Annotated in this window: 18 protein-coding genes; 9 read left to right on the top strand and 9 right to left on the bottom strand. The window is 59.4% G+C overall.

What is annotated here, in order from left to right; all coding sequences use genetic code 11:
- Positions 1 to 16 precede the first annotated feature (16 nt).
- The gene (gene odhB, locus CBB91_RS02205) at positions 17 to 1531 is read left to right on the top strand and encodes a 2-oxoglutarate dehydrogenase complex dihydrolipoyllysine-residue succinyltransferase (RefSeq protein WP_273011600.1); all 1515 of its coding nucleotides are present in this window, start codon (positions 17 to 19) and stop codon (positions 1529 to 1531) included.
- Here odhB and CBB91_RS02200 read toward each other — a convergent pair.
- Positions 1528 to 2226 (bottom strand): class I SAM-dependent methyltransferase, encoded by a 699-nt coding sequence (locus CBB91_RS02200; RefSeq protein WP_273011598.1) that lies wholly within the window; start codon positions 2224 to 2226, stop codon positions 1528 to 1530. The genes odhB and CBB91_RS02200 overlap by 4 nt on opposite strands.
- 500 nt (positions 2227 to 2726) lie before the next feature.
- Between CBB91_RS02200 and CBB91_RS02195 the strand changes: the two genes are divergently transcribed.
- Both CBB91_RS02195 and CBB91_RS02190 read left to right on the top strand, forming a co-directional pair.
- Positions 2727 to 3914 carry a mechanosensitive ion channel gene (locus CBB91_RS02195; RefSeq protein WP_273011596.1) on the top strand — a complete coding sequence of 396 codons (1188 nt, stop codon included), beginning with the start codon at positions 2727 to 2729 and terminating at the stop codon, positions 3912 to 3914.
- A 155-nt stretch (positions 3915 to 4069) separates the two neighbouring features.
- Positions 4070 to 4405, top strand: a complete 336-nt coding sequence (locus tag CBB91_RS02190) for a chorismate mutase (RefSeq protein WP_273011594.1) — start codon at positions 4070 to 4072, stop codon at positions 4403 to 4405.
- On the opposite strand, the gene CBB91_RS02185 is transcribed toward CBB91_RS02190, so the two are convergent.
- The gene (locus tag CBB91_RS02185; RefSeq protein WP_273011592.1) at positions 4375 to 4752 is read right to left on the bottom strand and encodes an Hpt domain-containing protein; all 378 of its coding nucleotides are present in this window, start codon (positions 4750 to 4752) and stop codon (positions 4375 to 4377) included. The two genes, CBB91_RS02190 and CBB91_RS02185, sit on opposite strands and share 31 nt — an antisense overlap.
- A gap of 181 nt (positions 4753 to 4933) precedes the next feature.
- Between CBB91_RS02185 and CBB91_RS02180 the strand changes: the two genes are divergently transcribed.
- Positions 4934 to 5077, top strand: a complete 144-nt coding sequence (locus CBB91_RS02180; protein WP_155841604.1) for a hypothetical protein — start codon at positions 4934 to 4936, stop codon at positions 5075 to 5077.
- A 2215-nt stretch (positions 5078 to 7292) separates the two neighbouring features.
- On the opposite strand, the gene CBB91_RS02175 is transcribed toward CBB91_RS02180, so the two are convergent.
- The 3 genes from CBB91_RS02175 to CBB91_RS02165 all read right to left on the bottom strand — a co-directional run bounded on the left by CBB91_RS02175 (position 7293) and on the right by CBB91_RS02165 (position 10662).
- Positions 7293 to 8186 (bottom strand): DMT family transporter, encoded by an 894-nt coding sequence (locus CBB91_RS02175; protein WP_273011588.1) that lies wholly within the window; start codon positions 8184 to 8186, stop codon positions 7293 to 7295.
- Positions 8187 to 8221: 35 nt separating this feature from the next.
- Positions 8222 to 9763, bottom strand: coding sequence for a 2-isopropylmalate synthase (locus tag CBB91_RS02170; RefSeq protein WP_273011586.1), 1542 nt, complete (start codon positions 9761 to 9763; stop codon positions 8222 to 8224).
- 155 nt (positions 9764 to 9918) lie between these two features.
- Positions 9919 to 10662, bottom strand: coding sequence for a VTT domain-containing protein (locus CBB91_RS02165; RefSeq protein ID WP_051602372.1), 744 nt, complete (start codon positions 10660 to 10662; stop codon positions 9919 to 9921).
- Positions 10663 to 10800: 138 nt separating this feature from the next.
- Here CBB91_RS02165 and bioB point away from each other — a divergent pair, with 138 nt between their 5' ends.
- Entirely contained in the window at positions 10801 to 11802 is a 1002-nt protein-coding gene (gene bioB / locus CBB91_RS02160; protein WP_273011583.1) for a biotin synthase BioB, read from the top strand.
- 4 nt (positions 11803 to 11806) lie between these two features.
- On the opposite strand, the gene CBB91_RS02155 is transcribed toward bioB, so the two are convergent.
- The 3 genes from CBB91_RS02155 to CBB91_RS02145 all read right to left on the bottom strand — a co-directional run bounded on the left by CBB91_RS02155 (position 11807) and on the right by CBB91_RS02145 (position 13774).
- On the bottom strand, positions 11807 to 12580 hold the full coding sequence (locus tag CBB91_RS02155; protein WP_273011580.1) for an SDR family NAD(P)-dependent oxidoreductase: 774 nt from the start codon (positions 12578 to 12580) through the stop codon (positions 11807 to 11809).
- 106 nt (positions 12581 to 12686) lie between these two features.
- Complete coding sequence (locus tag CBB91_RS02150; protein WP_273011576.1) at positions 12687 to 13277, bottom strand: fatty acid desaturase CarF family protein; 591 nt, start codon at positions 13275 to 13277, stop codon at positions 12687 to 12689.
- A gap of 137 nt (positions 13278 to 13414) precedes the next feature.
- Complete coding sequence (locus CBB91_RS02145; protein ID WP_035547154.1) at positions 13415 to 13774, bottom strand: YbaN family protein; 360 nt, start codon at positions 13772 to 13774, stop codon at positions 13415 to 13417.
- A gap of 170 nt (positions 13775 to 13944) precedes the next feature.
- Here CBB91_RS02145 and CBB91_RS02140 point away from each other — a divergent pair, with 170 nt between their 5' ends.
- The 3 genes from CBB91_RS02140 to msrA all read left to right on the top strand — a co-directional run bounded on the left by CBB91_RS02140 (position 13945) and on the right by msrA (position 21796).
- Complete coding sequence (locus CBB91_RS02140; protein ID WP_273011575.1) at positions 13945 to 18918, top strand: alpha-2-macroglobulin; 4974 nt, start codon at positions 13945 to 13947, stop codon at positions 18916 to 18918.
- A 3-nt stretch (positions 18919 to 18921) separates the two neighbouring features.
- Positions 18922 to 20979 (top strand): penicillin-binding protein 1C, encoded by a 2058-nt coding sequence (gene pbpC / locus CBB91_RS02135; protein WP_273011573.1) that lies wholly within the window; start codon positions 18922 to 18924, stop codon positions 20977 to 20979.
- Between the two features lie 163 nt (positions 20980 to 21142).
- Positions 21143 to 21796 carry a peptide-methionine (S)-S-oxide reductase MsrA gene (msrA, locus tag CBB91_RS02130; protein ID WP_273011569.1) on the top strand — a complete coding sequence of 218 codons (654 nt, stop codon included), beginning with the start codon at positions 21143 to 21145 and terminating at the stop codon, positions 21794 to 21796.
- On the opposite strand, the gene CBB91_RS02125 is transcribed toward msrA, so the two are convergent.
- Positions 21790 to 23511 (bottom strand): glycosyltransferase family 39 protein, encoded by a 1722-nt coding sequence (locus tag CBB91_RS02125; RefSeq protein ID WP_273011567.1) that lies wholly within the window; start codon positions 23509 to 23511, stop codon positions 21790 to 21792. The two genes, msrA and CBB91_RS02125, sit on opposite strands and share 7 nt — an antisense overlap.
- A 263-nt stretch (positions 23512 to 23774) precedes the next feature.
- Here CBB91_RS02125 and CBB91_RS02120 point away from each other — a divergent pair, with 263 nt between their 5' ends.
- Positions 23775 to 26852, top strand: a complete 3078-nt coding sequence (locus tag CBB91_RS02120) for a TonB-dependent receptor (protein WP_273011566.1) — start codon at positions 23775 to 23777, stop codon at positions 26850 to 26852.
- Positions 26853 to 26894 lie beyond the last annotated feature (42 nt).

The following is a 26894-nucleotide window of genomic DNA, read 5'->3' as shown; positions in this document are numbered from 1 at the left end:
CGAACGGACTGATTTCATGACCGATATCACAGTGCCTACCCTCGGCGAGAGCATCACCGAAGCCACCGTCGGCCAATGGCTGAAGGCCGCTGGCGACGCGGTGAAGAAAGATGAAGTGCTCGTCGAACTCGAAACAGACAAAGTGTCTGTTGAAGTGTCCGCCACCGAAGATGGCGTCTTGTCCGAAATCGTCGCCAAGGAAGGTGACACGGTCGAGATCGGCGCGCTTCTCGGCAAGCTCTCCGGTGGGAATGGCGCAGCTGCCAGCACTGCCGCTGAAGCCTTGCCGGAGCATGGCGGTCCGAAAGAGCCCGGCGGCGTTCCGGGCAAGGACGACAAGGGCGAACTGGTCGATGTTGAAGTGCCGACAATGGGCGAAAGCGTTGCCGAAGGTACGCTGTCGACCTTCCTGAAGGCCCCTGGCGATGCTGTGAAGAAAGACGAGACCATCGCTGAGATCGAAACCGACAAGGTTGCACTCGAAGTGCCAGCACCAGCTGATGGTGTTCTGGCCGAACTGCTGGTGGGCGAAGGCGACTCTGTCACGCCGGGCTCCGTCATTGCCCGCATCAGCGCTGGCGGCTCTGCACCGGCTGCTGCGCCAGCCGCATCTGCACCCGCCGCGTCGACCTCTGCGCCAGCCGCAACGGGCGAACGTCCTGTCGCGCCGTCCGTACGCCGTATTTCCGCTGAAGCTGGTGTGAACCCGGCTGATATTCCAGGCACTGGCCGCGACGGTCGTGCAACCAAGGCCGATGCCATGAACTATGTAAACAGCGCGCCGAAGGCGGCTGCGGCACCTGCCGAAGCGAAGGCTCCTCGGGATATTGGTCCGCGTGAAGAGCGTGTTCGCATGACGCGTCTGCGCCAGACCATCGCACGCCGTCTGAAAGAGGCGCAGGACACTGCCGCCATGCTGACGACGTTCAATGATGTCGACATGGGCGCCATCATGGATTTGCGGAAGAAGCACCAGGAAGCCTTCGTGGCCAAGCACGGCATCAAGCTGGGCTTCATGAGCTTCTTCGTGAAGGCGTGTGTCAACGCGCTGAAGGAAGTTCCGGCCGTGAATGCCGAGATTGATGGCACGGACATCATCTACAAGAACTATTACGATATCGGCGTAGCCGTTGGTACGGACAAGGGCCTTGTGGTTCCTGTAGTTCGGGACTCTGACGATTTGTCGCTCGCCGGTATCGAGAAGTATATCGCCGATCTTGGCAAGCGCGCCCGCGACGGCTCGCTGACCATTGGCGATATGCAGGGCGGCACATTCACCATTTCGAATGGCGGCATCTATGGCTCGCTCATGTCCACGCCAATCCTGAACCCCCCACAATCCGGCGTGCTCGGCATGCACCGGATCGAACAGCGCCCTGTGGCCATCAATGGCGAAGTCAAAATCCGCCCGATGATGTATCTGGCGCTGTCCTATGACCACCGGATCGTCGACGGTAAGGAGGCTGTGACCTTCCTCGTCCGCGTCAAGGAAGCCCTGGAAGATCCAGAGCGCATGCTTCTCGAAGTCTAGGCCTTCGCGGTCAGCCAACCCTTGATCAGTCCCGCCTGTACGCATTGTACGGGCGGGATGAATCCTGCCGTCTCGATCATGGCTTCAACGTCTGATGGGCCGTGGCACGCAAAGATGGTTCCGAAACTCTTTGCGTACTGTTCCTGGCCTTCTGGCGTCATGCCGGCCTTGGCCATCATTCCCTGCCAGAATTTCATCAGGGTCTCGAACTCCGCGCCTGATTGATCCGCGCAGAGATCGGCATTGAGCATCGGGGCGCCCGGTTTCAGCCGATCTGCGATGGAGCGGAAATAGTCAGTTCGCGCGTCGGCCTGCTGCACGAAATGCGACACCAGCAGGCTGGTGGCAGCATCGAAGTTACCGGCATCGACCTCCGACACATAGGTCGCGTGAAACGTGCATCGGTCGGCGAAGCCCTCTGCTTCGGCATGGCGCTTTGCAATCTCCAGCATGGCAGAGGCCGGATCCACGAGCGTGAAGCGCCAGTTCGGGAAGAGGGGGGCCAAGTGGCGCACTTCCGCGCCCGTGCCCGCCCCGGCGATGAGAAGGTGTGCAGTCTCTGGAAGGTTTGCGAATGTGGATTCCAGCGCCAGATGGATCATGTCCTTGATGCCATGCAGCGCCTTGAACCGGTCATCATAGGTTGCGGCATGGTCTGGTCCAAAAGTGACCAGCGGATCGAAATCAGTAGACATGGCGGATGCTNCAATNGTTANATTNTAACTGTTAGTGTNGGGCGGAACATGTCGCAATCGGAAAATTGGGAGTTCGGGCGGAANNCGTGTTTCGAATACAAAAGAGGGCAGATGCATTTCTGCACCTGCCCCTTCGCGTCAGTCCCCTGATCGCAGACCTGCCTGAAGGCATATCCCCACCGCCTGCGACGTGTTGCATTTGTTACGCGTCGCAACACATGTTGGGGTATAAGGCGGTTTGATTGAACGCTCTCCCAACGCCTTGTTATTTCACGTTCATTTGCCGCTACGTATCAAAAAGGCTACGCTGAGGCGTGCTCTCGGGGCGAAATGGGACGTANTTCTTGCCCTNATATGAGCGCGCAGAATGGAGGCGATGGGCATGTGTGGGGCTCACTTGTTTGACCCGAACGGATAAGGACGCACGCAACCAGAAGCTCCCCGACGCGTATTTGCTTGAGCCGTAACAGGCACAACACAAACAAAAGGGGACTAATCACATGGAAGAATTCTGGCGAAANACAGTCGACCAGGCGCAGACCTACGGGCCTCAGCTCCTGAAGGCTGCACTGGTGATGATTGCTTTCATCATCGGCGCATTCATCGTCCGCTGGTTGATTGCAGCCGCGATTGACCGCACNGGCCTTGCCAAAAAGGCAAACGAATCCACNGCGACCAGTGACAGCAAATCGCTTGGCACCAGCNTGGCCCAGGCGGCCTTCTGGGTGACGATCCTGATCGGCCTGATGCAGGCGCTTGCCATCGCCGGTGCAACACAGATTTCCAGCGCCTTGCATGGGGTTATTGATCCCATCCTGTCCTACCTGCCGAACGTGATCGGCGCGGCGCTTATCTTCGGTATTTTCCTGATCATCGCCAACGTTGTGCGTGAAACCTTGAAGGCCGTGCTGGTTTTCGGTGACGGTATGCCGGAACGGTTTGGCCTCGCGACAGGACGAGTGAACATTTCCGGTATTGTCGCCTCTGTCGCCTTCGCGGTGTTGATCATCATCGGTGCGATCATGGCCTTCGATGTCCTCGCCATCGAGGCGATCTCCGCGCCAGCTAATGCGCTGCTGACGGACATTATCGGCATCATTCCGAATGTGCTTGCAGCAGGNGTNATTCTCGCAATCTTCGTGCTGATCGGGCGGTTTGTNTCCAATCTCGTGCTGAAGACCTTGCCGGGCACCGGTGTCGATTCCGCCGTCTCGGAACTTGGCCTGTTGAAAGGCGCTGACAGTGGCCTGACCGCCAGCACCGTTATCGCGCGTGTCAGCATGTTTCTGATTGTTCTGCTTGGCCTTGTGGCAGCGCTCAATGTGCTCGGGATTGAATCGCTGACCTATGCGATGAATGTCGTGCTCGACATGGGCGTGCAGATCATTTTTGGCGCTCTGATCATCTTTGCGGGTGTGTTCATCGCCCGTCTGGTCAGCTCNGCNATGGATTCCACCGGGGCAGGGGCAACGGACGTCACCGCTCGTGTGATGAAATGGATCATCATTGTCCTGTCGGTCATTCTCGGCATTTCGCGCATGGGGCTCGATCCGACCGGCGGCGTGTTCATTCTGGATGTGGCCAAATGGATGGTGATCGGCGGAGCCGGTGCATTCGCCATTGCCTTTGGTTGGGGTGGTCGTGAATGGGCCGCGCGTATCCTGGAATCGTGGCGCAGCACACGCTAGCAAGGCGATATCGCCAGATCAGGGGGCCATCCTTCCCGGTGGCCCCTTTTTCGTGAGCGCATCAAAGCCGGGGGCGCTTCGTCGCAGCTGCTTTGTTGCGGCAGGGCGTGGGGTCATATATGCGCGAAGCCACTTCTCATTGGGGCAGACACCGCATGACCACTTATACATCCGATCAGCGCCGTCANACGTCCGANACGGCCGAGACNATGGCCGATGTGCGCTATGAAATTGACCGGATTGATCGCCTGCTNGTGGAGATCCTCGCCGAGCGCCAGTCTTTCATGGACGCGGCNGCGCGTATCAAGCCAGACCGTTCGAAAGTCTATGACGCNGANCGNATNGAGGATGTTGTTGCAAAGGTGAAAGCGGCTTGCCAAGGCGCTGGCCTGTCGCCGGCGATTGCCGAACCGGTCTGGCGAAAGTTGATTGAGCGCTGCATCGCCTATGAATTCGGAAGCTACGACACGCGGCGCGGCGGCGACGTATAATCGTAGAGAAGCTGCGCGACTTCTTCNAGCGTATCACCGAGCACATCCTTGATTTCTCCCAGCATGACAGCTGCTGCCGTAACGCTTGGCGGGGTGTCTGACCGGCCGGCCTTTTCTGCCGTTTCGCATTTGGCAGCCAGGCGGATTGCACCAATCCCGAGGCTNGCCCCTTTGAGCGTATGCGCTGCGTCCGCCCATTGAGTGGTTTCGGCTTGAGGATCGAGCATGCGGGACCAGATTTCNGCNTGTTCCCGGAATATCTCGANGACTTCCTTGGCGAGGGCGGTGTCACCGCCTGTCATGGCATCAAGGTGCGCGCGGTCGAGCAGGGCGAAAGTCTGGGTCATGGCATTTTGCTCCGGAAGGTTCACTGTCGCAGNGACGGGCTGACCAATCGTTAACGAAATCACAAATTCCGAATTCTCTGCGCGACGTGAATTTATCGATTGTCGAAAAGCCCTTTTTGAACTATTATTCATCTGCGCCCACTTCCGTGGCGCGTTTCTGTTTTGGCTCTGGGGAAGAACGATGCTGGCGTTCGTTGTGTTTGTGCGTAATCTGGTTTTGGCGGCCGTTCTGGCTTGGCTTGGTCTGGAATTCACGCCTGAGCATGATGAAGCTCAGGATACCTCCCGGCAGAATGTGGCCGTAAGCGCGCTGCTCGCGCGCTAAGGCGTTTACGAACCCCGCCCATAAATGCACACATTGTGGTCTCGCGCCGGGCGAAATGTCGCGGTATACTCCCGTNATGGACGATATGCCCGCCGCTCGCCCGTCTGGCCGCGATTTGCTTGTCAGGCAAGAGGCGTCTGAGTACTTCGAGCTCGCCCGTCATGGCGGCAGCTGGATGGTTGTCACTGGATTTGTCGTAGCTGTTTTCTGGATCGTCGGTGCAATCTCCATGGCCGTGGGCCTCTGGGGTGTGGACGAGCTGAAACTCATGCCNCCNCTGGTTNTGGCAGGGGGTGGCATGGCGCTGGTCGTGCCCGCTCTCCTGATGATCATGGCCGGATANATGGGCCGAACCAATCGTCGCGCCGCGGCCTCCAATGCATTGGTGATGGAGGCTGCCGTCCGCCTGATGGCGCCGGCCCGCGAGGCAGGGACTGAGGGCATTACCTTTGCAGAGCAAATGAAGCAGGCCGCCGCTGAAGTGGATCGGGCGATGGCGCATGCCCTGTCTGCAATGAAGGCGATGGCCGGGGAAATTGGCGACGANCGGTTGCGGTTGGAATCGGTCGCCTATGCNAGCGCGGACAANGCCCGCGAGCTTACGGAGCGGCTGGGCCAGGAGCGGCACGCCCTGGAAGGGCTCGCCCGGGATNTGCGCACACACATGCAATCGCTGAACGAGGCAATCCCGCGTCAGGCACAGATGATGGTGAAAGCCGCCCGCGATGCCAGCGAAGAAGTTTCNCGCGCCGACGGGGCGCTGGAACAACGCCTTGAGAGCATGCAACTCGCTGGCCGGACACTCTCTGAAAAGCTGGTTGAACTTGATGCGCTTGCCCGNGACGCCGCCACGCGTACCGAAACGCTGACATTCGCGGTNTCNCGCGTTGAGGAGAAGCTCGACCAGTCCCGCCGGACGGTNGACGCNGCGGTGCGGGCAGGGGAGATTGCCGCTGCGGCGGCGATGACCACGGGTGACGCCCTGAAGGATGCAGTCTCTTCAGCGCTGGACGGGGCCCGACGCGCCAATCATGAAATCAACAATTCCACACGTGAAGCCGCNGANAACGCGGCGCGGGCTCTGGCGCGTCTGCGCGAAGCGGGAGATGAGGCCGCTGCAGCGATCAGGTCTGCCGAATACGCCGCCAAGGCTGATACGGTCCGCATGGAACACAAGCTGCGCCAGGCGACTGTCGAAGAGGATGCTTCACGGGGCGAGATTGAGCCGGAGCAGGGCCCGCCAGCCATCGTGCCGCCTCAGGCCGAGCCCGAGTTCGGGGCAGACACGGAGTTCGAGCCTGAACCCTTCGATGCCGAATCTTTCGATGATGAGTTTGAAGAGGATGACACGTTCGAGCCTGCGCCTGTCCGCAATGGGAACGGCCATGCCAATGGTTATCATCCAATTGTCCGCAACGGTCATGTGCCTGAGCCCGCGCCGGAGCAGGCGGACGATGAACCCGTAGAGCGGCCTGCCGCACCAGAGCCCGCTCCCGCGGCCCGGCCGAGCATGGAAGANGAATTGTTCGACGCCGCTGCAGATGCCCTGGCCGATGCAAGCCTGAGCGATGAACCTGATGTGCCGGAAGANACATGGGACTTTGGCCGAGAGCTGGAGAAGCGCCAGCCAGAGCCTGCGCCACACCTGTTGCGTCGTCGCCATGATGACGTGCCGCTCGACGCGCCGACGNCTGACGAGACCCCACGACGCCGGGCGACAGATNTCCTGCCGGCTGCGCCAGAATTGCCTGAACCNNCAGTCGAGNCTGAGCCAGCGCCAATGGTGCCAGCCCAGCCGTCCTCACCGCCAGCTTCCGGCGCGGAAATGGGATGGCGGGATATTATCTCTGACATGAGCCGCGAAGACCGNCCGGTGCGGNAGCGCGAAGAAGTGGCCGAAGAACTGATCGACCGGCTGCAGACATCCGGCATCATCCTGCCGGAAGCGATCCGCCCGAAAGCCAAGCGCAAAATTGCCGAGGCCGCGCGCCGCGGTGTGAAAGAGCGCAAATCCGCGATCATCTCCCAAGCGGGACGTCAGGTGGAACGGGTCACCCAGCGCCTGCGCAATGACCGNGAATTGATGGATCTNGCGCGNGATTTCCTCGACATGGAATCCGAAGACGCCCTTCACGCGCTGGAGCAGACGCAGAAGACCGGGCGNAATGCCAGTGCGCGTCTTGCGGCCTATCTGTTGCTGGATGCTGCGCTGTAGTCAGCGGCTCAGCANGACGATTGCGACGACACCCGAGGCAAGCAGGAGAATTCCTGCGACTTCCAGCAACGATACGCGCTCCCGGAACATGAGACGTGAGGCGACAAGGGTGAACAGGATTTCGACCTGACCAACAGCTTTCACGCTCGCAGCATCTTTCAACGTGAACGCGGCCACCCAGGCCATCGACCCCAGAAAGCCGATCAGCCCCACCCACCCGGCATGACGCCANGCCCCGAAGAGTCGGGCGGTCTGACCGGGCTCTCTCAGGCGAAGCCAGACAAGCAGCAGGGCTGACTGGACGACCGTTACAAAGGCCAGCGTGGTGGATGTGCTGAGCACCACATTGGCGTCGCCAAGCGACAGGGATGCNCCGCGAAGCGACACTGAAGATACGGCAAAGCACGCCCCTGACAGCAGCCCGATCCATAAGGCACCATCAGGGCGCCATTTCCCGTGCTTGCCCTNGGGAAGCGAGATCAGGATGATGCCANCGATGCTGGTAANGATTGCNAGCAAGGNAGGCAGCGTGAGCGCGTCNCCCAGNAGCAGAATTCCCACCAGCGCCGCCTGAATCGGCTCAGTCTTGGTGAAGGCGGTGGCCGCCGCAAAATTGGCGCGTGANAACAGGTGGATCAGCAATCCCGTCGCCAGCACTTGCGCGACCGCGCCGACAAGGGCGAACGCAAAGAACTGGCCCGACAGGTTGGGCAGGGGCGCACCGCGTCCCAAAGTCAGGGCGAGCAGCACGGCGATTGCTAGCGGCGCCGCATAAACGAAGCGGGTTGCTGTCGATCCCCATGTGCTGAGCCGGTCTTTCAGCTGTTTCTGAAACGCAGAGCGGAGNTTCTGGCAGAACGCAGCCGCCAGCGTCATGGAAATCCAGAGATCCATTTCGGGTAATCTTTATATTGCGCAGTGCTGCTGGATCAGGCGGCTTGCGACCGTTTGGCCTTGCGGGCCTCCANCTTGTTCACAGCATGGAGATATGCCTTGGCACTTGCGACCAGCGTATCCGGATCGGATGAGCGTCCCGTGGACATGATGCCATCGCTGTTGAGCCGGACAGACACAGTGGCTTGCGCATCCGTGCCTCCGGTGACGGCGTGGACCTGGTACAGCTCCAGCTTGCCCTCATGTGGGACGATCTCGCGAATGGCGTTGAACACGGCGTCTACCGGCCCGTTTCCACGCGCGATCGCGAACTTGTCTTCACCTTCGACAACCAGATCGATTTCGGCAGTCTGAGGTCCATCCGTGCCAGCAACTACACGCAGGCGCTTGAATGCGATCCGCTCACCTTCAGTCGCCAATTGATCATCGACCAGCGCGATGATGTCATCATCGAAGACGTGTTTCTTGCGGTCGGCCAGCGCCTTGAAGCGCTTGAACGCATCGTTCAGGGCCTCACCTTCCATGCTGTAGCCAAGCGCTTCCAGCTTGTCGCGGAAGGCGTGACGCCCGGAGTGTTTGCCCATGACCAGGGATGTCTTGGCNACGCCAACATCTTCTGGCCGCATGATTTCATAGGTTTCGGCATTCTTCAGCATGCCATCCTGGTGGATGCCGCTTTCGTGTGCGAAGGCATTTTTGCCCACGATGGCCTTGTTGTACTGCACAGGGAAGCCGGTGATGCGGCTGACCATNGCNGAGGCGCGGGAAAGATAGGCCGGCTTGATGTCTGTCTCGAANGGNAGCGTGTCGCTGCGCACCTTCATNGCCATCACGATTTCTTCCAGAGCGGCGTTGCCCGCGCGCTCACCCAGGCCATTGATGGCGCATTCCACCTGGCGCGCGCCATTGGCGACGGCATTGATGGAGTTGGCGACTGCCAGGCCCAAATCGTTGTGGCAATGCGCAGACCAGATCACCTTGTCGGAATTTGGCACCGTCTCGATCACCCGNCGGAACAGGGCGCCATATTCATCTGGATGCGAATAGCCGACCGTATCTGGCAGGTTGATCGTGGTTGCGCCGCTGGCGATNGCNGTGTCGATACATTTGCACAGGAAGTCGAATTCNGTACGTGTCGCGTCTTCGGCGGACCATTCGACGTCGTCGGTGTGATTGCGGGCCTGNGCAACTGAGCGGCCAACGGCTTCCAGAACAGCGTTCGGGCCCATTTTCAGTTTGTGCTTCATGTGGACCGGGCTGGTCGAAATGAAGGTATGNATGCGTGGGCGGGCCGACTTCTTCACCGCTTCGGCGCAGCGCTCGATGTCGTTCGGCGTCGAGCGGGCGAGGCCACAAATGATGGCCGACCTGGATTGCTCTGCAATGGCGCTGACCGCGGCGAAGTCGCCTTCGGACGCGGCGGGGAAGCCGGCTTCGATGACATCGACGCCCATGGTTTCCATCAACTCGGCCAGTTCGAGCTTTTCATTATGGGTCATGGAGGCGCCAGGCGATTGTTCGCCGTCACGCAAGGTTGTGTCGAAGATACGGATGTGAGGATTGGATGAAGTGGACATTGTCTAGCTACCGGGTCTGGGAATGGAGTGTGAGGTTGATTGTACCCCCTGACCGCGTGCTTGCCCTGGCTGAACCCTAGGCAGACATCACCGGCCAGGGGCCGGTAAGCAGTAGCTGAAGAGGCAATTTATTCCACATAGGGAGCTTCATCGGCCTATGGCGCGGCGCTGTCAACCTCGTTTTGCGGAATGAGGGCAACAGATTGCCCCGCCTTGCGCATGCGGGCGCGCGCATAGGCGGCGATGGCGATATAGACCGCAATGGCGGCGCCCGCAGCGGCGATGGCGACGAGCGGATTGCCCTTGAAGGCAGCAAACAGGCTCTGACCTGCAAATGCGATCAGGGCGATCTTCGGAATGATACCAACGCCCATGCCGGCCCAGTAGTGCAGGAACTTTGCATGGCTGACCCCGAATGCCATGTTCACGAGCAAGGCAGGGCCAGCCGGTACGTTCCGGACGATTGCGCTGGTCATCAAGGCATTGCGACCAACAAAGCCAGACAGCTTGTTGGCCGTCTCGCCAGCATAGCGACGGAAGGTTTTCTCGCCCGCCAGCCGTCCGGCATAAAACGTCGCGGCCCCTGCCACCATGTTTGCAATCCATCCCATGAAGGCGCCGAGCCAAGGCCCGAACATGGCAATAGAGATCGCCAACAGGGCAAATTGCGGAATGCCGACAAAGGCGCCGACAACGAATAGCACGATCAATGCCGGAAGCGCCCACGGGCTGGCAGCGATGCTTTCCATCGTGGTCTGCAGCGCTTCAAGGTCGGTCAGGTTTGTGGTCTTTCCGATCAGGAACAGGACCAGAATTACCAACAGTGCAACCCCGCCGATGATGGCACCTCGGCGGGCATTGGCGTCGAGAACTTTTTTCGGAGCTGGCTGGGTGTCCATGAGCGTACTTTCAGACTTGCCGCGATTTACGGCATTCCGCCGGGTGCCGCAAAGTTAATTTATGCAGCAGTTGATCGATCCGTAGCACACCGATACGTAGTCTGCCGAACGATTGTAGATTCTGAAGGATTCCCCCGCATGACAGACCTTTCCCCTCGCCATGACTGGACCCGGGATGAAATCGCCGCATTGTATACGCAACCGCTTGATACGCTGATGGCGCAGGCCCTGTCCGTGAAGCAGGCGAACTGGCCGGATGGGAAAGTTCAGAAGTCCCAATTGCTATCCATCAAGACAGGCGGCTGCGCTGAGAATTGCGGATATTGCAGCCAGTCCGCCCATTTCGACACCGGGCTTGAAGCGTCAAAACTGATGCCACTGGACGAGGTCGTGTCGGCTGCGCGCCGGGCGAAAGAGAATGGTGCGGATCGGTTCTGCATGGGCGCGGCATGGCGCAGTCTGAAGGATCGCGATGTGCCAAAAGTCGCCGCCATGATCGAGGCTGTGAAGGCCGAAGGGCTGGAGACCTGCGTCACGCTGGGCATGCTGGATGATGGTCAGGCCGAGACGCTGAAATCAGCTGGTCTGGATTACTACAATCACAATCTCGATACATCGCCCGAATACTACGGGAATGTCGTGTCAACGCGCACCTATGACGACCGTCTCGAAACGCTGGGCCGTGCGCGCGAAGCGGGCCTCAAGCTGTGTTGCGGCGGCATTCTGGGNATGGGCGAAAGCCGTGAAGACCGGATCGGCCTGATCCATGAATTGTCAAAACTGTCACCTCATCCCGAAAGCGTGCCGGTGAACATGCTGGTGCCCATCGAAGGAACGCCTCTTGGCGACAGCCCGGCGATTTCGGTTATCGAGATGGCGCGTGCAATCGCCGTTTGTCGCATTGTGTTCCCGAAGAGCTGGGTTCGCCTGTCCGCAGGCCGCGAGGGCATGACCGATGAAGGTCAGGCGCTCTGCCTGTTGGCGGGAGCGAATTCCATCTTTGTGGGGGACCGTTTGCTGACCACCGACAATCCGGAAATGGATGAGGACGCTGCCCTGATGGGCAAGATGGGGATGGAAGCCGCTCCGCGCGAGGACATGGAATCCCCTGCGAAGCGGACCACCCTGATCGGGGCGTGACCCGCTAGCGGGTCTGGCCACCGTCCACAGGAACGATCGCGCCNGTGATGAAGCTGGCGACGGGGCTGAGCAGGAAGGCAGCGGCGGATCCGATTTCTTCCGGTCTGCCGAATCGCTGGAGTGGCACTTCGCGCTTGATCCAGCGTTTCCAGGCGTCGCCGCGGTCGCCATTGATGCGCTCTTCCCATTCGCCATCCGGGAAGATGATGTTGCCGGGTGCAATGGCGTTGATACGCACATTGTTGCGACCGGACACCCGGGCAAGTTCCTTGGTCAGGTGATTCATCGCGGCTTTCGACGTGCCATAGGTAAGCGGCGTGCCGAGCCCGGTGAGGCCGGCGATGGAAGAGATCATCAGGATTGAGCCTTCGCCGCGAGGATCCATCCGTCGAAGGGCCGAGCGGGCGAGGAAGAATGCCGAATCCAGATTCTGGGAAATGCCTGCGTCCCAGGTTGAGTCATCAACCTCGAATCCCGGAGGGCAGGGGTGGAGGCCGACATTCGCGACGGCGCCCCATAGCTCGCCGAGTTCGTTCTCGATCGTGTCGATCATCGTCTCGACAGTGCGCGAGTCTCTGAGGTCTCCCGCGCGGGCCCAGACATTGTCTTCGCCATACACCNCGGCAAGGCGCGCGCGTTCCTGTTCAAGTTTTTCCTCGCCNCGCGCTGCCAAGGCAACTTTCGCCCCCTCGGCCAGCAAAGCTTCTGCGATGCCCAGTCCGATGCCGCGGCTGGCGCCAGCAATGAAGATGGTCTTCCCCTTCAAGCCCAGATCCATGGTGTTTTCTCCCTGTTTTTGTGTGCTGCGCAGATTACGGGCTGGCGTCGCAATGAAAATCCCCGCCCTAGAGGAAGGCGGGGAGGGGTAGGCGCGCGGCTCTTGCTCAATTGGCCTGGCGGAAGCGGACATTTACGCTTTCGTCGAGGCGGGGAGTGCGTCCGGTCACGCGCTTCACAATTCGCTCCAGCGCAGGGAAGAAGCCGATCCGCTCCAGCANGGGATTGGTGTAATTGGTGATGACGCAATAATGCGTATCCTTGCCCATGCGATGGTGCGCGGCGTGATGCTGGAAGGACTGGGCCAGGCCCGTTTTCTGAAGGGCTGTGATCAGCTTTCCGTTTTCTTTCGGACTGCGATGCGCCGCGCGGTGAAACTCGTTCGAGAACGCCCCGAACAGGACGGCTGAGCCGGTGAACAGGTTGAGCGTATCCGTTGCCCAGAATGCGATCAGGAACAGGGCACCTATCACGAGCACTTCCCGGTTTCGCGACAGGAATGAGCCCTTCAAAAATGCCCGCGGGCGGAAATGGTGCTCCTGGTTGGCGCGGATTGTGTGTCCGAGGACGGGCCATTTCGGGTTCCCATAGCGATCTTCGAACCAGTGAATAATCCCTGAGACAAAATCAGCGAGCAGCAGCCCGCCAAAAATGGAAGCTACGGATTTGAAAGCTGTAACGACAATCGTGACCGGCATGGGCCATCTCCTTCTTGCTGTCGAACTAGGATAGCTGGGGTTAGTAAGTAAGCGTTTGCTAACTAAATGCGGCCAGAATGCGGCAAGTAAGGAAATGATCACTTATTTCTTGCGTTTGTAAGTCCCGTTTAAGGCCCTCAGTCTCGCAAGGGTTTTCGCGTAATGACGAAAACGGCCCCGATTGCGATGAGGCCGAGTCCGAAACCCAGCATCCAGGGATTGCGATAGCCGAAGATAACAATGAGGCCGGCGGCAATGGACATGCCGATGAGGGCAGCAATCTTTGCTTCCCGCCCCATGGCTCCGGTCTCAATGAAGGCCTTGATGGTTGGTCCGACGCCGGGCTGTCGATAGATCCAATCGGCCCAAATGGGGTTGGACTTGGCGAAAGCGAGTGCGGCCACGATCCAGAAGATAGTGGTTGGCCATACCGGGATGGCCAGTCCAATCGCGCCGAGCACGAAGGCCAAACTTCCGATTGCGCGCCAAATCCACATACGGAACCAATTCCCCGCGCGTCACCGACTGGCAACCCCCAAATGCGGTGTTGGTCGCGGGATTGTGGTCGGAATTTGTAGAATTTTCTTTGATTTGACCCATTCGCGCCCTGTTCGCGCCGCGGCGAAGAGGTGTAAGAGTTGTAAGAAAGCTCAAAGGAGAGGGTTCCATGTCGTACTTCGTATCGGGCAAGCGGGGATTTGGTCGGACACTGGTTGCTGCCGTCTTGATCGCTGCGCTGGCGGCGTGCGGAGGGGACAAAGCTGACAAACCGTCTGACGTCGCCAGTGAGGAAGGGACGATTGTTACCCGGTCACCGGCAGACAATGTTGCGGCTCGCCAGCGCGAACGTCGTCGTCAGGCCGCGCAGGCAGAAGCCGAGCAGGATTTCTCCTATTTCCGCTACCGTATCGACACGTCGACCGAACAACCTCTGGCCTGTTTTGTGTTTTCAGCGCCGCTTGATCCGGAGGCGGACTATTCGCCTTATGTCGAGTTTCGACCAGCCTTCCGCCCGGCGCTGAGCGTCGAGGGACGCGAACTTTGCGTGGGTGGCCTGACATTTGGATCGGAACGGTCGGCCACTCTGCTGTCTGGGCTTCCTGCCGCAGATGGACGGACGTTGAAATCCGAAGAGACCGTGCCGATCGATTTTGCCGATCGACCACCCTATGTCGGCTTCAAGGGAGCAGGGGTGATCCTGCCGCGCGAAGATGCGGATGGNCTGCCGATCGAAACCGTGAATGTNGACGAAGTGGAAGTCACGGTCGCCCGCGTGAATGATCGCGCGCTGGCTTTCAAATCCATCTCTCAGGGGCGGACGAATGCTCAAGGCAGCTATGGATACACTTGGGGCGAAGACAATCCGGACGATGTTCAGGAAACACTGTTCACTGGACGCATGCCGATTGCGAACGAACAAAACGCACCGGTCATTTCGGTTTTTCCGTTGCAGGATGTCGTCGGCCCATTGGAGCCNGGCGCCTACTACGTGACNGTGAAGGACGCAGCCGATCTCAGCAGCGCTGAGCAGCCACCTGCCTCGTCGAGTCGCTGGATCATGATGACCGACCTTGCCATCACGGCGTATGAGGGCGGCAACGGGCTCGATATCACACTGCGATCCCTGCAGGATGGGCGACCTGTACCNGATACGACCGTGCAATTGGTCGCCCGCAACAATGATATTCTTGCCGANGGACGCACAAACGAGGTTGGACGCATCGCCTTNGACGCGCCAATCACCAACGGGCAAGGCAATATGGAGCCGAAACTGATCCTGGCCTATAGCGCCAAGGGTGAGNTGGCCGTTCTGGATCTGACACGCGCTCCGGTCGATTTGTCAGAGTACGCCGTGGGCGGACGTCGTATATCCGGTGACATCGACGCTTATATGTATACCGAACGCGGCATCTATCGTCCCGGCGAAACGGTTCGCCTGACAGCCTTGCTGCGTGATCATACGGGCAAGGCGATTGAAGACCGCAGCGGCAATCTGGTGATCTATCGTCCGAATGGGCTGGTTGCAGAAAAGATCCGCTTTGATGATCCGGAGGGATCGGCCGTTGTTGAAGGGTATGANCTGGCGAAGGGCGCATCGCGCGGCCAGTGGCGCGCAACAGTTGAAATGGATGGCGTNTCGGGCNCNTCNGGTTCGGTAAGTTTCTCGGTAGAGGATTTNGTGCCTCAGCGTATCGCAGTCGATCTGGATACGGACGAGGAGACACCGATNCTGCTGGGTGGAACGCGCGCAGTNGAGGTGGCTTCCCGCTTTCTCTACGGCGCACCCGGCGCGGGCCTTACCGTGAAGTCCGAAGCACGGATCGAAGCGCAGGCGAATCCATTCCCGGCTTTCAAGGGTTTCAAGTTCGGTCGTCATGACGAGAACTTCCGCGAACGCATTCTGGAAATGGATGATCGCACAACGGATGGGGCAGGGGTGACGACAGTCACGCTGGCACCTGGAAATGCCGGCAGCAATGCGGGCGTGCCACTGCGGATCAATNCGGTTGTNAGCGTNCTTGANCCGGGCGGCCGGGCTGTGACGGAGAGCGTGCGTATTCCGTATCGTCCGGAACGGCTCTATGTCGGTCTCAAGCCCGGGTTTGAGTATTCGGTCGAGGAAGGCCAGGACGCGGCTTATGAAGTCGTGGCCATGAACGAGAAAGGCCAGGCGATTGCCCAGCGCCTNAACTGGAAATTGCTTGCCATCGACTACCATTATGACTGGTACCGCGATGGGGATCGCTGGCGCTGGCGTCGGTCCCGTACGGTGACCAAGGTCAATGAGGGGATTGTCACGACGCCAGAAGGCGGCAGCGCAGAGATCCGCGTTTCGGGTCTGGACTGGGGAAGCCACGAATTGGTGGTTGAGGGCACTGATGCAAATGCGTCTGCAGCCTCCAGTGATGATTTCTATGTGGGTTGGGGCGGCGGTGTCTCGGAAGATGGTGCGGAAGCGCCGGATCGTGTCCGAATCATCGGCCCTGAGAAGGCGCCGTCGGCAGGCCAGAGCGCTGACATCACCATTGTGCCGCCTTATGAAGGTCAGGCCCAAGTCGTGGTAGCGACAGACCGTATTCTGTCGGTTCAGAATTTTTCCGTCAGCGAGCAGGGAACGAATGTCACCTTGCCGGTTACGGATGAATGGGGCGAAGGCGCCTATGTCATGGTCTCGGTCTATACCGAGCGCGACCCGATCCTGCGGGCGAAGCCGCGCCGTGCTGTGGGTGTCACCCACATCCCCGTTGATATGGGAGAGCGTACATTTGAACTGACGCTGAATGCGCCAGAAATTGCNCGCCCGGTTGGCGAACAGGTTGTCGAGGTCGAGTTTGATGGTGGCCCGCGTGAGCCGGTCTTCCTGACGCTGGCGGCTGTGGATGAGGGCATCCTCAGCCTGACNAAATTCAAGAGCCCGGACCCTGTCAGCTACTATTACGGCAAGAAGGCGCTCGGTGTTGAGATGTATGACGACTATGGTCGCCTGCTTGATCCGAACATGGGGTTGCCAGCTGAAGTTCGCTCGGGCGGTGANCANCTTGGCGGCGAAGGACTTTCGGTTGTCCCCGTGAAGTCGGTTGCTCTGTTCTCCGGCCTCGTGGATGTAGGCCGGTCCGGCAAGACGAAAGTCCGTCTGGAACTGCCAGAGTTCAACGGTGAACTTCGCCTCATGGCTGTGGCGTGGTCACGCTCTGGACTTGGTTCGGCAGAGGCCAGCATGATCGTGCGCGAAAAAGCGCCGTCCGATCTGATCATGCCACGCTTCCTGGCACCGGGCGACGAGGCCCAGATNACGGCCAGTATCGACAATGTTGAAGTNGGCCCTGGCGCGTTTACCGCAGAGATCACTGCGGACGGCCCGGTTGATGTNGCCGACGGCAAGCTGACGCGGTCCCTGGCGACCGGTGTGCGCGCCGATGTGCCGGTGCGCGTCGATGCGACGTCGGAAGGGATTTCGACGGTACGTCTTGNNGTCAGTGGACCAAATGATTTCGAGACGGAGCGCTCCTACCAGATCCAGACGCGTTCGCCCTATCTGCCGGTCACGCGCATCAGCCGCGCGCTCATGGANCCNGGCGANACCTACACCGTGTCTGCCGATTTACTTGACGGATTGGTGCCGGGATCAGCGTCGGTGAGTGTTGGCTANTCGACGTTGCCTATGGANCCCGCGACGCTNTACGCTTCGCTTGATCGCTACCCTTATGGCTGTACGGAACAGACGACGAGCCGGGCCTTGCCCTTGCTCTATTCCGAGCAGTTGATTGCAATGGGCGCACCTGAGCGCCGTGACGATCCGAAGACGCGTATNCAGACCGCAGTGAACACATTGTTGAACCGTCAGGGATCGGATGGAGCCTTCGGTCTGTGGCGGGAAGGGGANGGCTATGCGTCGCCNTGGCTTGGCGCATATGTGACCGATTTTGCCTATCGCGCAAAGCAGGCTGGATATGCAGTGCCGGATGAAGCGCTGGAGCGCGCCTATGGGGCACTTCGTGCGATATCGACCGGAGATTCCTGGCGCGTGTACGGCTACGACACGGATGTGTATGAGAGCCGCTATTCCAACGACACATCTGAAAAGATGATGCAACGCTCTGCCGCCTATGCGCTCTATGTGCTGGCCAAGGCAGGTAAGGCAGACATCTCTCGCCTGCGCTATCTGCATGATCGTGAGCTGTCGGAAATCGACAGCCCGCTGGCGCGTGCACATATTGGCGCGGGACTGGCGATGCTGGGTGATCGGTCACGTGCGGCATCGGCCTTTGCGGCAGCGGAGGAGGCGCTCGGCTACGAGAATACGGGCGACTATTATCAGACGCCTCTGCGTGACGAGACCGCGATCCTCGCACTCGCCTCCGAAGCCAACATGCTGGATGTCGTTGAACGTCTTGCCGCGAAGTTGAGTGAAGATGCGCCTGACCCGAGTGGTCTGACCACGCAGGAGAAAGCCTTCGCGCTGCTTGCAGTGGACGCGCTGAACAAGGGTGGCGATGGCTTCCGCCTGAAAGTCGAGGGACTCGGCCGTGGCAATAACAATGACCGCCAGTATGCCCTGACCGAAGCACAGGCCGAGGAAGGCGTGACATTCACTCTTGAAGGCAAGGCGCCGATGTTCCGGACTGTAATGGTTTCTGGCTCGCCAGAAACTGCGCCGCCTGCCGCGACGTCGAAACTGAACGTCGACAAGAGCTTCTTCACGCTGACGGGTGGCCGCGTAAACCTGGCCCGCATCAGTCAGGGGGACCANCTGGTCGTGCGTCTGACTGTGTCGCCGCAGGAACGTCGCCTCAATCCGGTGATCGTGGCAGACCTTCTTCCCGCTGGCTTTGAAATTGAGTCGGTGTTGCGACCCGCAGACGGGCGTCGCCAGTATGGCAGCTCAGGGGCGTTTGCATTCCTNGGTGAGATCGCCAACGCGCAGACTGCGGAGGCTCAGGATGACCGGTTCGTGGCGGCGGTAGACGCTTACGCCCAACCTGTAACGCTGGCCTATGTGGTGCGAGCCGTCACGCCGGGCGAATTCGCGATGCCGGGCGTGGTGGCCGAAGACATGTACCGTCCGGAAGTGTTCGCACGGTCGCGGCCGGGCCGGGTGACGATCAGTGCCCAACCGGGGACAATGGGGGGCGGCCAGTAAGCCATGCTGACGCCACGGCGGATCGTCATCGCGATCGCCGCATTGTTTGCGGCGGTCGTGCTTGCGGACCATGTTCTGCCGCCACCATTAGAACGCGCCGGAGAGATTTCGGCGCTTGTCACGGATCGCGAGGGAAAGCCGCTGCGGGCTTTCCCGACTGATGATGGCCGTTGGCGGTTTCGCGGCGACCTGGACAANATTGATCCTGAATTCATAGAGGCGCTGATCCGTGTGGAGGACAAGCGCTTCTACAGTCATCGCGGAACCGACTGGGCCGGGCTCATGCGCGCTGTGGTCGATTCAGCGAGGGCGGGCCGTGTAGTGTCCGGTGGCTCCACGATCACCATGCAGACCGCTCGCATGCTGGAGCCGCGGGATCGCAATGTAGGCTCCAAAATAATCGAGATTGCCCGTGCCTGGCAGATCGAGCGCCGATTATCCAAGGATGAAATTCTTGAACTCTACCTGACGCTGACCCCCTATGGAGGAAATCTGGAAGGGGTTCGCGCGGCTAGCTGGAGCTATTTCGGCCATGAAGCAGATCGTCTGTCTGATGATGAAATTGCATTACTGATTGCANTGCCGCAATCCCCTGAAGTACGCCGACCTGACCGCCGCCCAGAGCAGGCCAGAAAAGCGCGCNACTGGGTTGCGACCAAGCTCAATCGGTACGGCGTTTTCAGTGATGCGGACGTGGAGGAGGTGATGCTGTCCTCTGTGCCCACACGCCGGAGGGACTTTCCGATGCGTGCCTGGCACGGCACGGAGAAGGCGCTTTCGAGTGGCCCGCGCGAAGATGTGCAGTCCACACTGGATGCCGGGCTTCAGTCTGAACTTGAGGCGATCGCCCTGCGCAAGGCTGAAGCGGAAGGGACGGATGTACAGGTCTCCGCCATCGTGGTGCATATCCCCACGCGGGGCGTGCGGGCTCTGGTTGGGTCTGCGTCACGTGACAGGGCAGGGGGGTGGTTGGACCTGACAGCGCAGGCGCGATCTCCGGGATCGACACTGAANCCTTTTGTCTACGCCATGGCGTTTGATGATGGGCAGGCGGCGCCGGATACGCGAATTGCCGATTTGCCAAAGCGGTTTGCGTCCTATCAGCCAGAGAATTTTGATCGCTTGTTTCGCGGCGACGTTCGCGTGTCGGACGCGCTTCAACATTCCCTGAATGTGCCTGCGGTTCTGATGCTGGACCGAGTGGGGCCAGAGCGCTTTGCGGCGCAACTCGCGCTGGCAGGTGCGCGCCCCCGGATCAGTGGCAGTGCCAGTCATGAAGCCGGGCTTGCCTTGGCGCTTGGTGGTGCTGGCCTGACGGCGCGGGAGCTTGCCGTGCTCTATTCGGCGCTTGGGGACGAAGGTGTGGCCAAGCCGCTGGTCTGGCGCGCCGACGGGGAAACGGCAAGTTTTGAGCGAACGGGGCGTAGGCTGGTCAGCGCGGAGAGTGCTTCAGANATCATCCGTATCCTGCAAAATGGTCCCATGCCTGAAGGGCGTATGCCGGGGCGCTTGACGGAAGGGGCGCCGCAAGTCGCTTTCAAGACAGGTACGTCCTATGGGTTCCGTGACAGCTGGGCCGCGGGTGTGTCCGGTGAGCATGCCATCGTGGTGTGGGTAGGCAGGGCGGACGGAGCGCCACGGCCCGGCAAGACCGGACGGACCACTGCTTTGCCCATTCTGTTTGAAATCGCAGATCGTACTGCACACCATTTGCGGGACGAGGGCGAGGCCCGCACGCGATTGACCACTCAGAGCAAAATTGAAACGCGTGGTGCGTTGCATGANTTTTCGCCTGCGGCGCCGCCTGAAATTCTGTTTCCGCCNGCCAATGCGGAATTATGGGCCGGCAGTGTGGATGGCAGTTCGGCCCGGCCTTTCGTCCTTGCGGGGCGAGGTGAGGGAAAGCTCAGCTGGTACATCGATGGCAGTCCGGCCGAGACCGACGATGCCGGTGCGCCCATCTGGAGGCCATCGCAGGCAGGGTTCTATACGGTCACAGCGGTTGACGGCAGCGGCCGGTCCAGCCTGGTTCGTGTCCGCGTTTTGACGGGGCCGTCGTGATGACACAACTGCGCACACGACTGACACCAATCGGCAACACGGCTGAAACACATTTCTGTCAACACTGCCTTTGCGGCCTTCACGGCGACCGGGGGACAGCCATATGAGGGACTGGAAGCGGCGTGTGGTTTTGCCGCGAGAGTTTAGAGTACCGGGTTCAGATATGCGTTTACCGTCCGCCCCCACATTGACCGTTGCTGCCGGCCTGGCCGCAATGGCGCTTGCCTTCTTTTCCAATGCCGGCGCCGAGAATCAGCCTGTTTCAGAGCCAAGCGCGAAACGCTTGTCGACCGCGATTTTTGCGGGAGGGTGCTTCTGGTGTGTCGAGGCAGATTTCGACAAGGTTGAAGGCGTGTTTGATACGGTTTCCGGGTACACGGGTGGTGAGCTTGCCAATCCGACCTATGAACAGGTTTCAAAGGAAAACACCGGACATTATGAGGCGGTGAAAGTCACCTATGATCCGGACGTTGTGAGCTATGAAACGCTCGTCGATTTCTTCTTCCGGCATGTGGACCCAACGGATCCCTACGGACAGTTCTGCGACAAGGGCGACAGCTATCGAACAGCTGTGTTTGTTGCCACGGCGGATGAGCGCGCCATTGCGGAAGCCGANATNGCCGAGATCGANGAGTCCGAAATTCTGAAAGANCCTGTNGTNACNCCGGTGCTCCAGGCGAGCACCTTCTGGCCAGCCGAAGGCTATCATCAGAATTATTACAAGAAGAACCCACTCAAGTACCGCTATTATCGCGCGTCATGTGGCCGTGATGGCCGGGTTAAGGATCTTTGGGGCAATAGCGCTTCGGATCACTGACCCGGAACAGGCGGGCAGGGGGGCGGCTTGAATTCGGTCTGTCCGTCAAATTTGGCTTCCCATTCCTGCGTGCGCTCCTGACGCGCATATCCCGTCCCGATATAGAGTTGGAATTCCCGAACGATGGGGCAGCCATTGCTGCGCGTGCCGAGTGGTATTGTNACCGCACCAACATGTTCGAAAGATCGGAAATCACTGCGCAGCTTGGGTCTCATGCCGGAGTGAAGTGAGGCGACAAGAACACGTTCGGCGAGGTCGCCTTCCAGAGGCTGGGCTTCGGAAAAGCTCTTCGGCCCCGCATAGCGCCGCCAGGAGATCATCGGCGTAGTCCGGTCACGGGCGTAATAGTCTAGCCCGTGCCATGCTTCGCGTTCATCCACGAGGACGGAAGTCGCGTTGAATTCGTCAGCGCGGGCAAATACCTGCTCCGCTGCGGCGTCCCAGCCGCGTGTGCGTTTCAGCGCATTGTCAAAGCCGAGCGCGGTCGTTGTCGATGCTGGCAATAGCGCGATCGTCATGAAGGTCACCATCAGAACGCCATGTAGTGCGAGGCTGGTCCAGAGCAGGCCTGAGGGCGAGTGGCGCATGAAATGTCCGAAGCCAAGAATGGACACCGCGACAACCGAACCAATCAGCATGCGCGTGAGGAGCGACACGTCTGGCGCGAGCAGGAAAGCAAGGAAACTGACAGCGGCAATGATGTACCAAAGATTCCGGTTCGGCCTTGCGCGAGCGAGCCAAGCGGCAACCAGCACGCAGGCGGCCGGATAGGCGGTTGCTGCCCAATTCGCGTTTGCGCGAGACAGGACGGCTTGCCCGAGAATGATGAGCAGGACTGGCAGGATGAAACAGAGCAACCAGCGATCCCGACCCATGATGCCGTCATCTTCGCTGCGCATGANGAATATNCCGAAAAATAGTGCCANGAAGCTGATCGGGCCGAATACGCCGAGTTGATCAACCAGGAAGGTGAGCGCATTTTCGGGATTTATAAGGTCACCACCGAGATTTGCATTGTCGACCGTATGGCTGACGGTCTTGAAATCGTTTGCCGCATTCCAGAGGAGGTGCGGCGCGAAGATGGCCGCTGCAATGCTGAGCGCGGCCAAGCCTTTAAACGATATCAGTGCGCGGCGACTCTGTTGATCAAGTAGCAGTACGAGCAAGGTGCCGATCGCGAAATACAGCATGGCGTATTTGGACAGGAAGCCAAATCCGACCGCAGCGCCAAGGCCAACTGCGCTGATCCAGCCACCATTCTCGTTTCGCAGCCTCCAGAGTGCCCACAAAGCAGCGCACCAGAAGGGCATCAGCACGCCATCTGTCGAGATGACNACAGAGGAGAGAATGACCGCCGGCATGAGTGCATAGCCAAGGCTGGCGAACATGCCCACGCGGTGGCCGTACATGTCGCGCGCAAGGAAGTAGATGAAGACTGCGCCAGCCGTGTGAAGGAAGGCCGCGGGCAGACGCACAGCCCATTCTGCATTGCCCAATACAGACGTGACCGCATGGATGACCCAGGCGATCATCGGAGGCTTGGAATAATAGCCCCATTCAAGAGTCTCNCCCCAGCGCCAGTACTGGGCTTCGTCCGCATAGAGATTTAATGGTGAAATACCTGTGAACGTGACCCGCACCACAAGCAGCACCGCCAATGCAAAAAAGGTGGTTGCCTGCCAGCGACGTGACGAATCGAATCCTGCTGCGGTCATGGGGCGCGATTCCTTCTCATCCTGAGACTTATATTGCCGCCGTAAAGCACACATTATNCCGGATCGCACGATATCTGCGCAGGGATGCCCTCAAACCGTGTCTTTTTTGCATCGCAACAAATCGATTGCCTGCTGGAATGGAATTTAGTGCTGAACCTTCAAGATCTTGTCACTAATCTGTCATCTGGTGTCGTTATCCGACCCGCAGTACCGGCGACCCGCAAGGGGCGGTTGCTGGCGCATCACCGACTAGGGGAATAGTCATGACAAATTGGACCACATTCGGGCGCGGGGCAGCCGTATCTGCTATTGCGCTCAGCATGGCCGGCGTCGCGATGGCGCAGGTTACAACTTCTTCCATTCGTGGACAGGTCACGAATGATGATGGTCAAGCCGTCGCCGGCGCGATGGTGACGGTTACTGACCCGACCACAGGACTTACACGTACGGCTACGACCAACCAGGTTGGCCAGTACACGATCCGCAGCCTGCCGATCTCCAACGACTATGTTGTNTCTGTCACTTCCACCGACCTGCAGGGTCAGTACCTGGAAGACGTTGGCCTGAACCTCGGCGACGCAACGCAGGTCGACTTCGTGCTTTCTGCTGACGCAGAAGCTCGCCAGGACACGATCGTTGTGACTGCATCGGCTGCAGACCTTGCACCGACCGCAACNGGTCCTTCGGCCTCCTTCGGTCTGGAAACGCTTCAGAAAGCGCCAGCGATCAACCGCAACATCACCGACGTCCTGCGCCTCGACCCGCGTATCTACGTTGACGAATCCCGCGGCGACATCAACGCTGTTCAGTGTGGCGGTAAGAACTCCCGCTTCAACTCACTGACCGTTGACGGCGTTCGCATGAACGACAATTTCGGCCTGAACTCCAACGGCTACCCAACCGAGCGTATCCCGTTCTCCTACGACGCTGTTGAGCAGGTTGCTGTCGAACTGGCACCGTTTGATGTTCAGTATGGCGGCTTCTCCGCTTGTAACATCAACGCTGTTACGAAGTCCGGTACGAACGAAATCCACGGCTACCTCTTNGGTGACTACACCAATGATGGCCTGCGCGCAGACACGCTCGAAGGCGACGACATCACGACCGGTGANTATGANGAATACCGCTANGGTTTNGGCGTTGGTGGCCCGATCATCAAGGACAAGCTGTTCTTCTTCGCTGCTTACGANAAGCTGGAAGGTGTGAACCTGTTTGACCGCGGACCGATCGGTTCTGGCGCCGTCAACGAAGTTGACATCACGCAGGCTGAAGTCGACGAAATCCGCAACATCGCCATGGAACTCTATGGCTATGATCCGGGCACNATCCCGACCAGCGCTGACAATTCNGACGAGAAGATCCTNGTCAAACTCGACTGGAACATCAGCAATGATCACCGCGCATCCTTCACCTATAACTGGAACGATGGCTTCAACATCGCTCAGTCTGACGGTGACTCCGATGAGCTGGAATTCTCCAACCACCTCTATGAGCGTGGCGCAGAACTGACCGCTTACGCTGGTTCCCTCTATTCCGACTGGACCGATAATTTCTCCACCGAGATTCGCGTTGCTTACTCCGAACTGGACAACCGTCAGGTTTCCGTTGGCGGCACCGACTTCGGTGAGATCACGATCGAAACNGACGATGTAGACGTCTACCTCGGCGGCGACGACTCCCGTCAGGCGAACAAGCTCTACTACGAAACCCTCAGCCTCGCGCTGAAAGGTTACTACTCGGCAGGCAACCACAATTTCAGCTTCGGCTATGAGCGTGAAGCCCTCGACGTGTTCAACATGTTCGTTCAGCACGTTGAAACCGAGATCGACTTCGACGCAAACAGCGGAGCGACCCTGCCAGGCGTGTTCGATCCAGCAATCGAAAACTTCCGTCTCGGCCTTGCTGACAACGTCAACTACAACAACTCGCCAACCGGTGACCCNAACAATGCTGCTGCTGACTGGGGTTACGAAATCAACACGCTGTACGGTCAGGACGAAATCGACCTCGGCAACGGCGTTATCGTAATNGCTGGCCTGCGTTACGACTGGTACACAACTGACGACGCTCCGGAAACCAACCCGGACTTCCTGGCTGACTACGGCTTCACCAACGGTCAGACCCTGGATGGTGAAGGTCTGCTCCAGCCGCGTCTTGGCTTCGAGTGGGACTTCTCTGACAATCTCGACCTGCGCGGTGGTGTCGGCCTCTACTCCGGTGGTAACCCGAACGTCTGGCTGTCGAACACTTACTCGGGCAACAACGTGCTTCAGTTCGGTGCTGACGGTGGTGCATTCGGTCTCGAAGACGGTGTGACGTCGCTCTTCGACATCGACTATGGTCTGTGTGAAGATGGCGTACCGACCGGCCCAGGTTATTGTGTTCCACAATCCATGATCGACGCTGTTGCTGCTGGCGAAGGTTCGAACTTCGAGATCAACTATCTTGATCCGAACTTCGAAATCCCATCCGAGTGGAAGTTCGCTCTCGGCGGTACGTACTATGCTGACGCACCTGCGCTCGGCGGTGAGTATGTCCTCTCCGGTGACATCCTCTACACGGTCAGCCAGGACAGCGCAGTCTGGATCCGTGGTGACCTCGAGCAGACCGGCACGACGACAGTCGACGGCCGTGTCTACCCGACCTACAGCAGCGTTCGTGAGCCAGCCTTCGTGCTGACCAACTCNAAGAGCGATGCCAAGTCNCTGCTCGTTTCCGGTTCGGTTTCGAAGTCTTATGACTTCGGTCTCGACTGGTCCCTGGGCTATGCCTACACAGATGCAGAAGACGTTCACCCGATGACGTCTTCCGTGGCATTCTCGAACTANGTCANCCGCGCATTCGGTGACCCGCAGGATGTCAGCGCTTCAACGTCTGACTACAACACGAAGCACCGCTTCACGGCGCTCGCCAATTACGAGCGTGCCTTCTTCGGTGACAATCTGACCACGTTCTCGGCCTTCGGCCAGGCTGTGTCAGGCCGTCCGTACAGCGTTGTGTTCGGTGGCGACCCGAACAGCATNANNGGCTTCANNCCNTACCTCGANGGCANCCCNTNNCTNGCTGCNGGTGCAGAGCGTAACGGCGAAGAAGGTTCCTGGTGGGGCAAGGTCGACATCAAGCTGGAGCAGGAATTCCCTGGCTTCCTTGATCACAAGGCTTCCGGCTTCATCGTGGTCGACAACTTCACCAACCTGCTGAACGACGAGTGGGGCATCCTNCGCGAGCCTGGCTTCCCGTCAGTATGCGCTGTTGATGACTTCCAGGCGGGTGACTGTGAATCTCGCCAGGGCGANGCATCNCGCTACGANATCCGCTTCGGCCTGCGTTACGAGTTCTAGTCTTCTGAACTTCGTAATTTGAAATCGGGAAGGGCGGCTCTG

This window comes from Hyphomonas sp. TMED31, assembly GCF_002172815.1.
Lineage (GTDB): Bacteria > Pseudomonadota > Alphaproteobacteria > Caulobacterales > Hyphomonadaceae > Hyphomonas > Hyphomonas atlantica.
The sequence above is the reverse complement of the archived record's forward strand: the minus strand, read 5'-3'. Positions and strand labels throughout refer to the sequence as shown.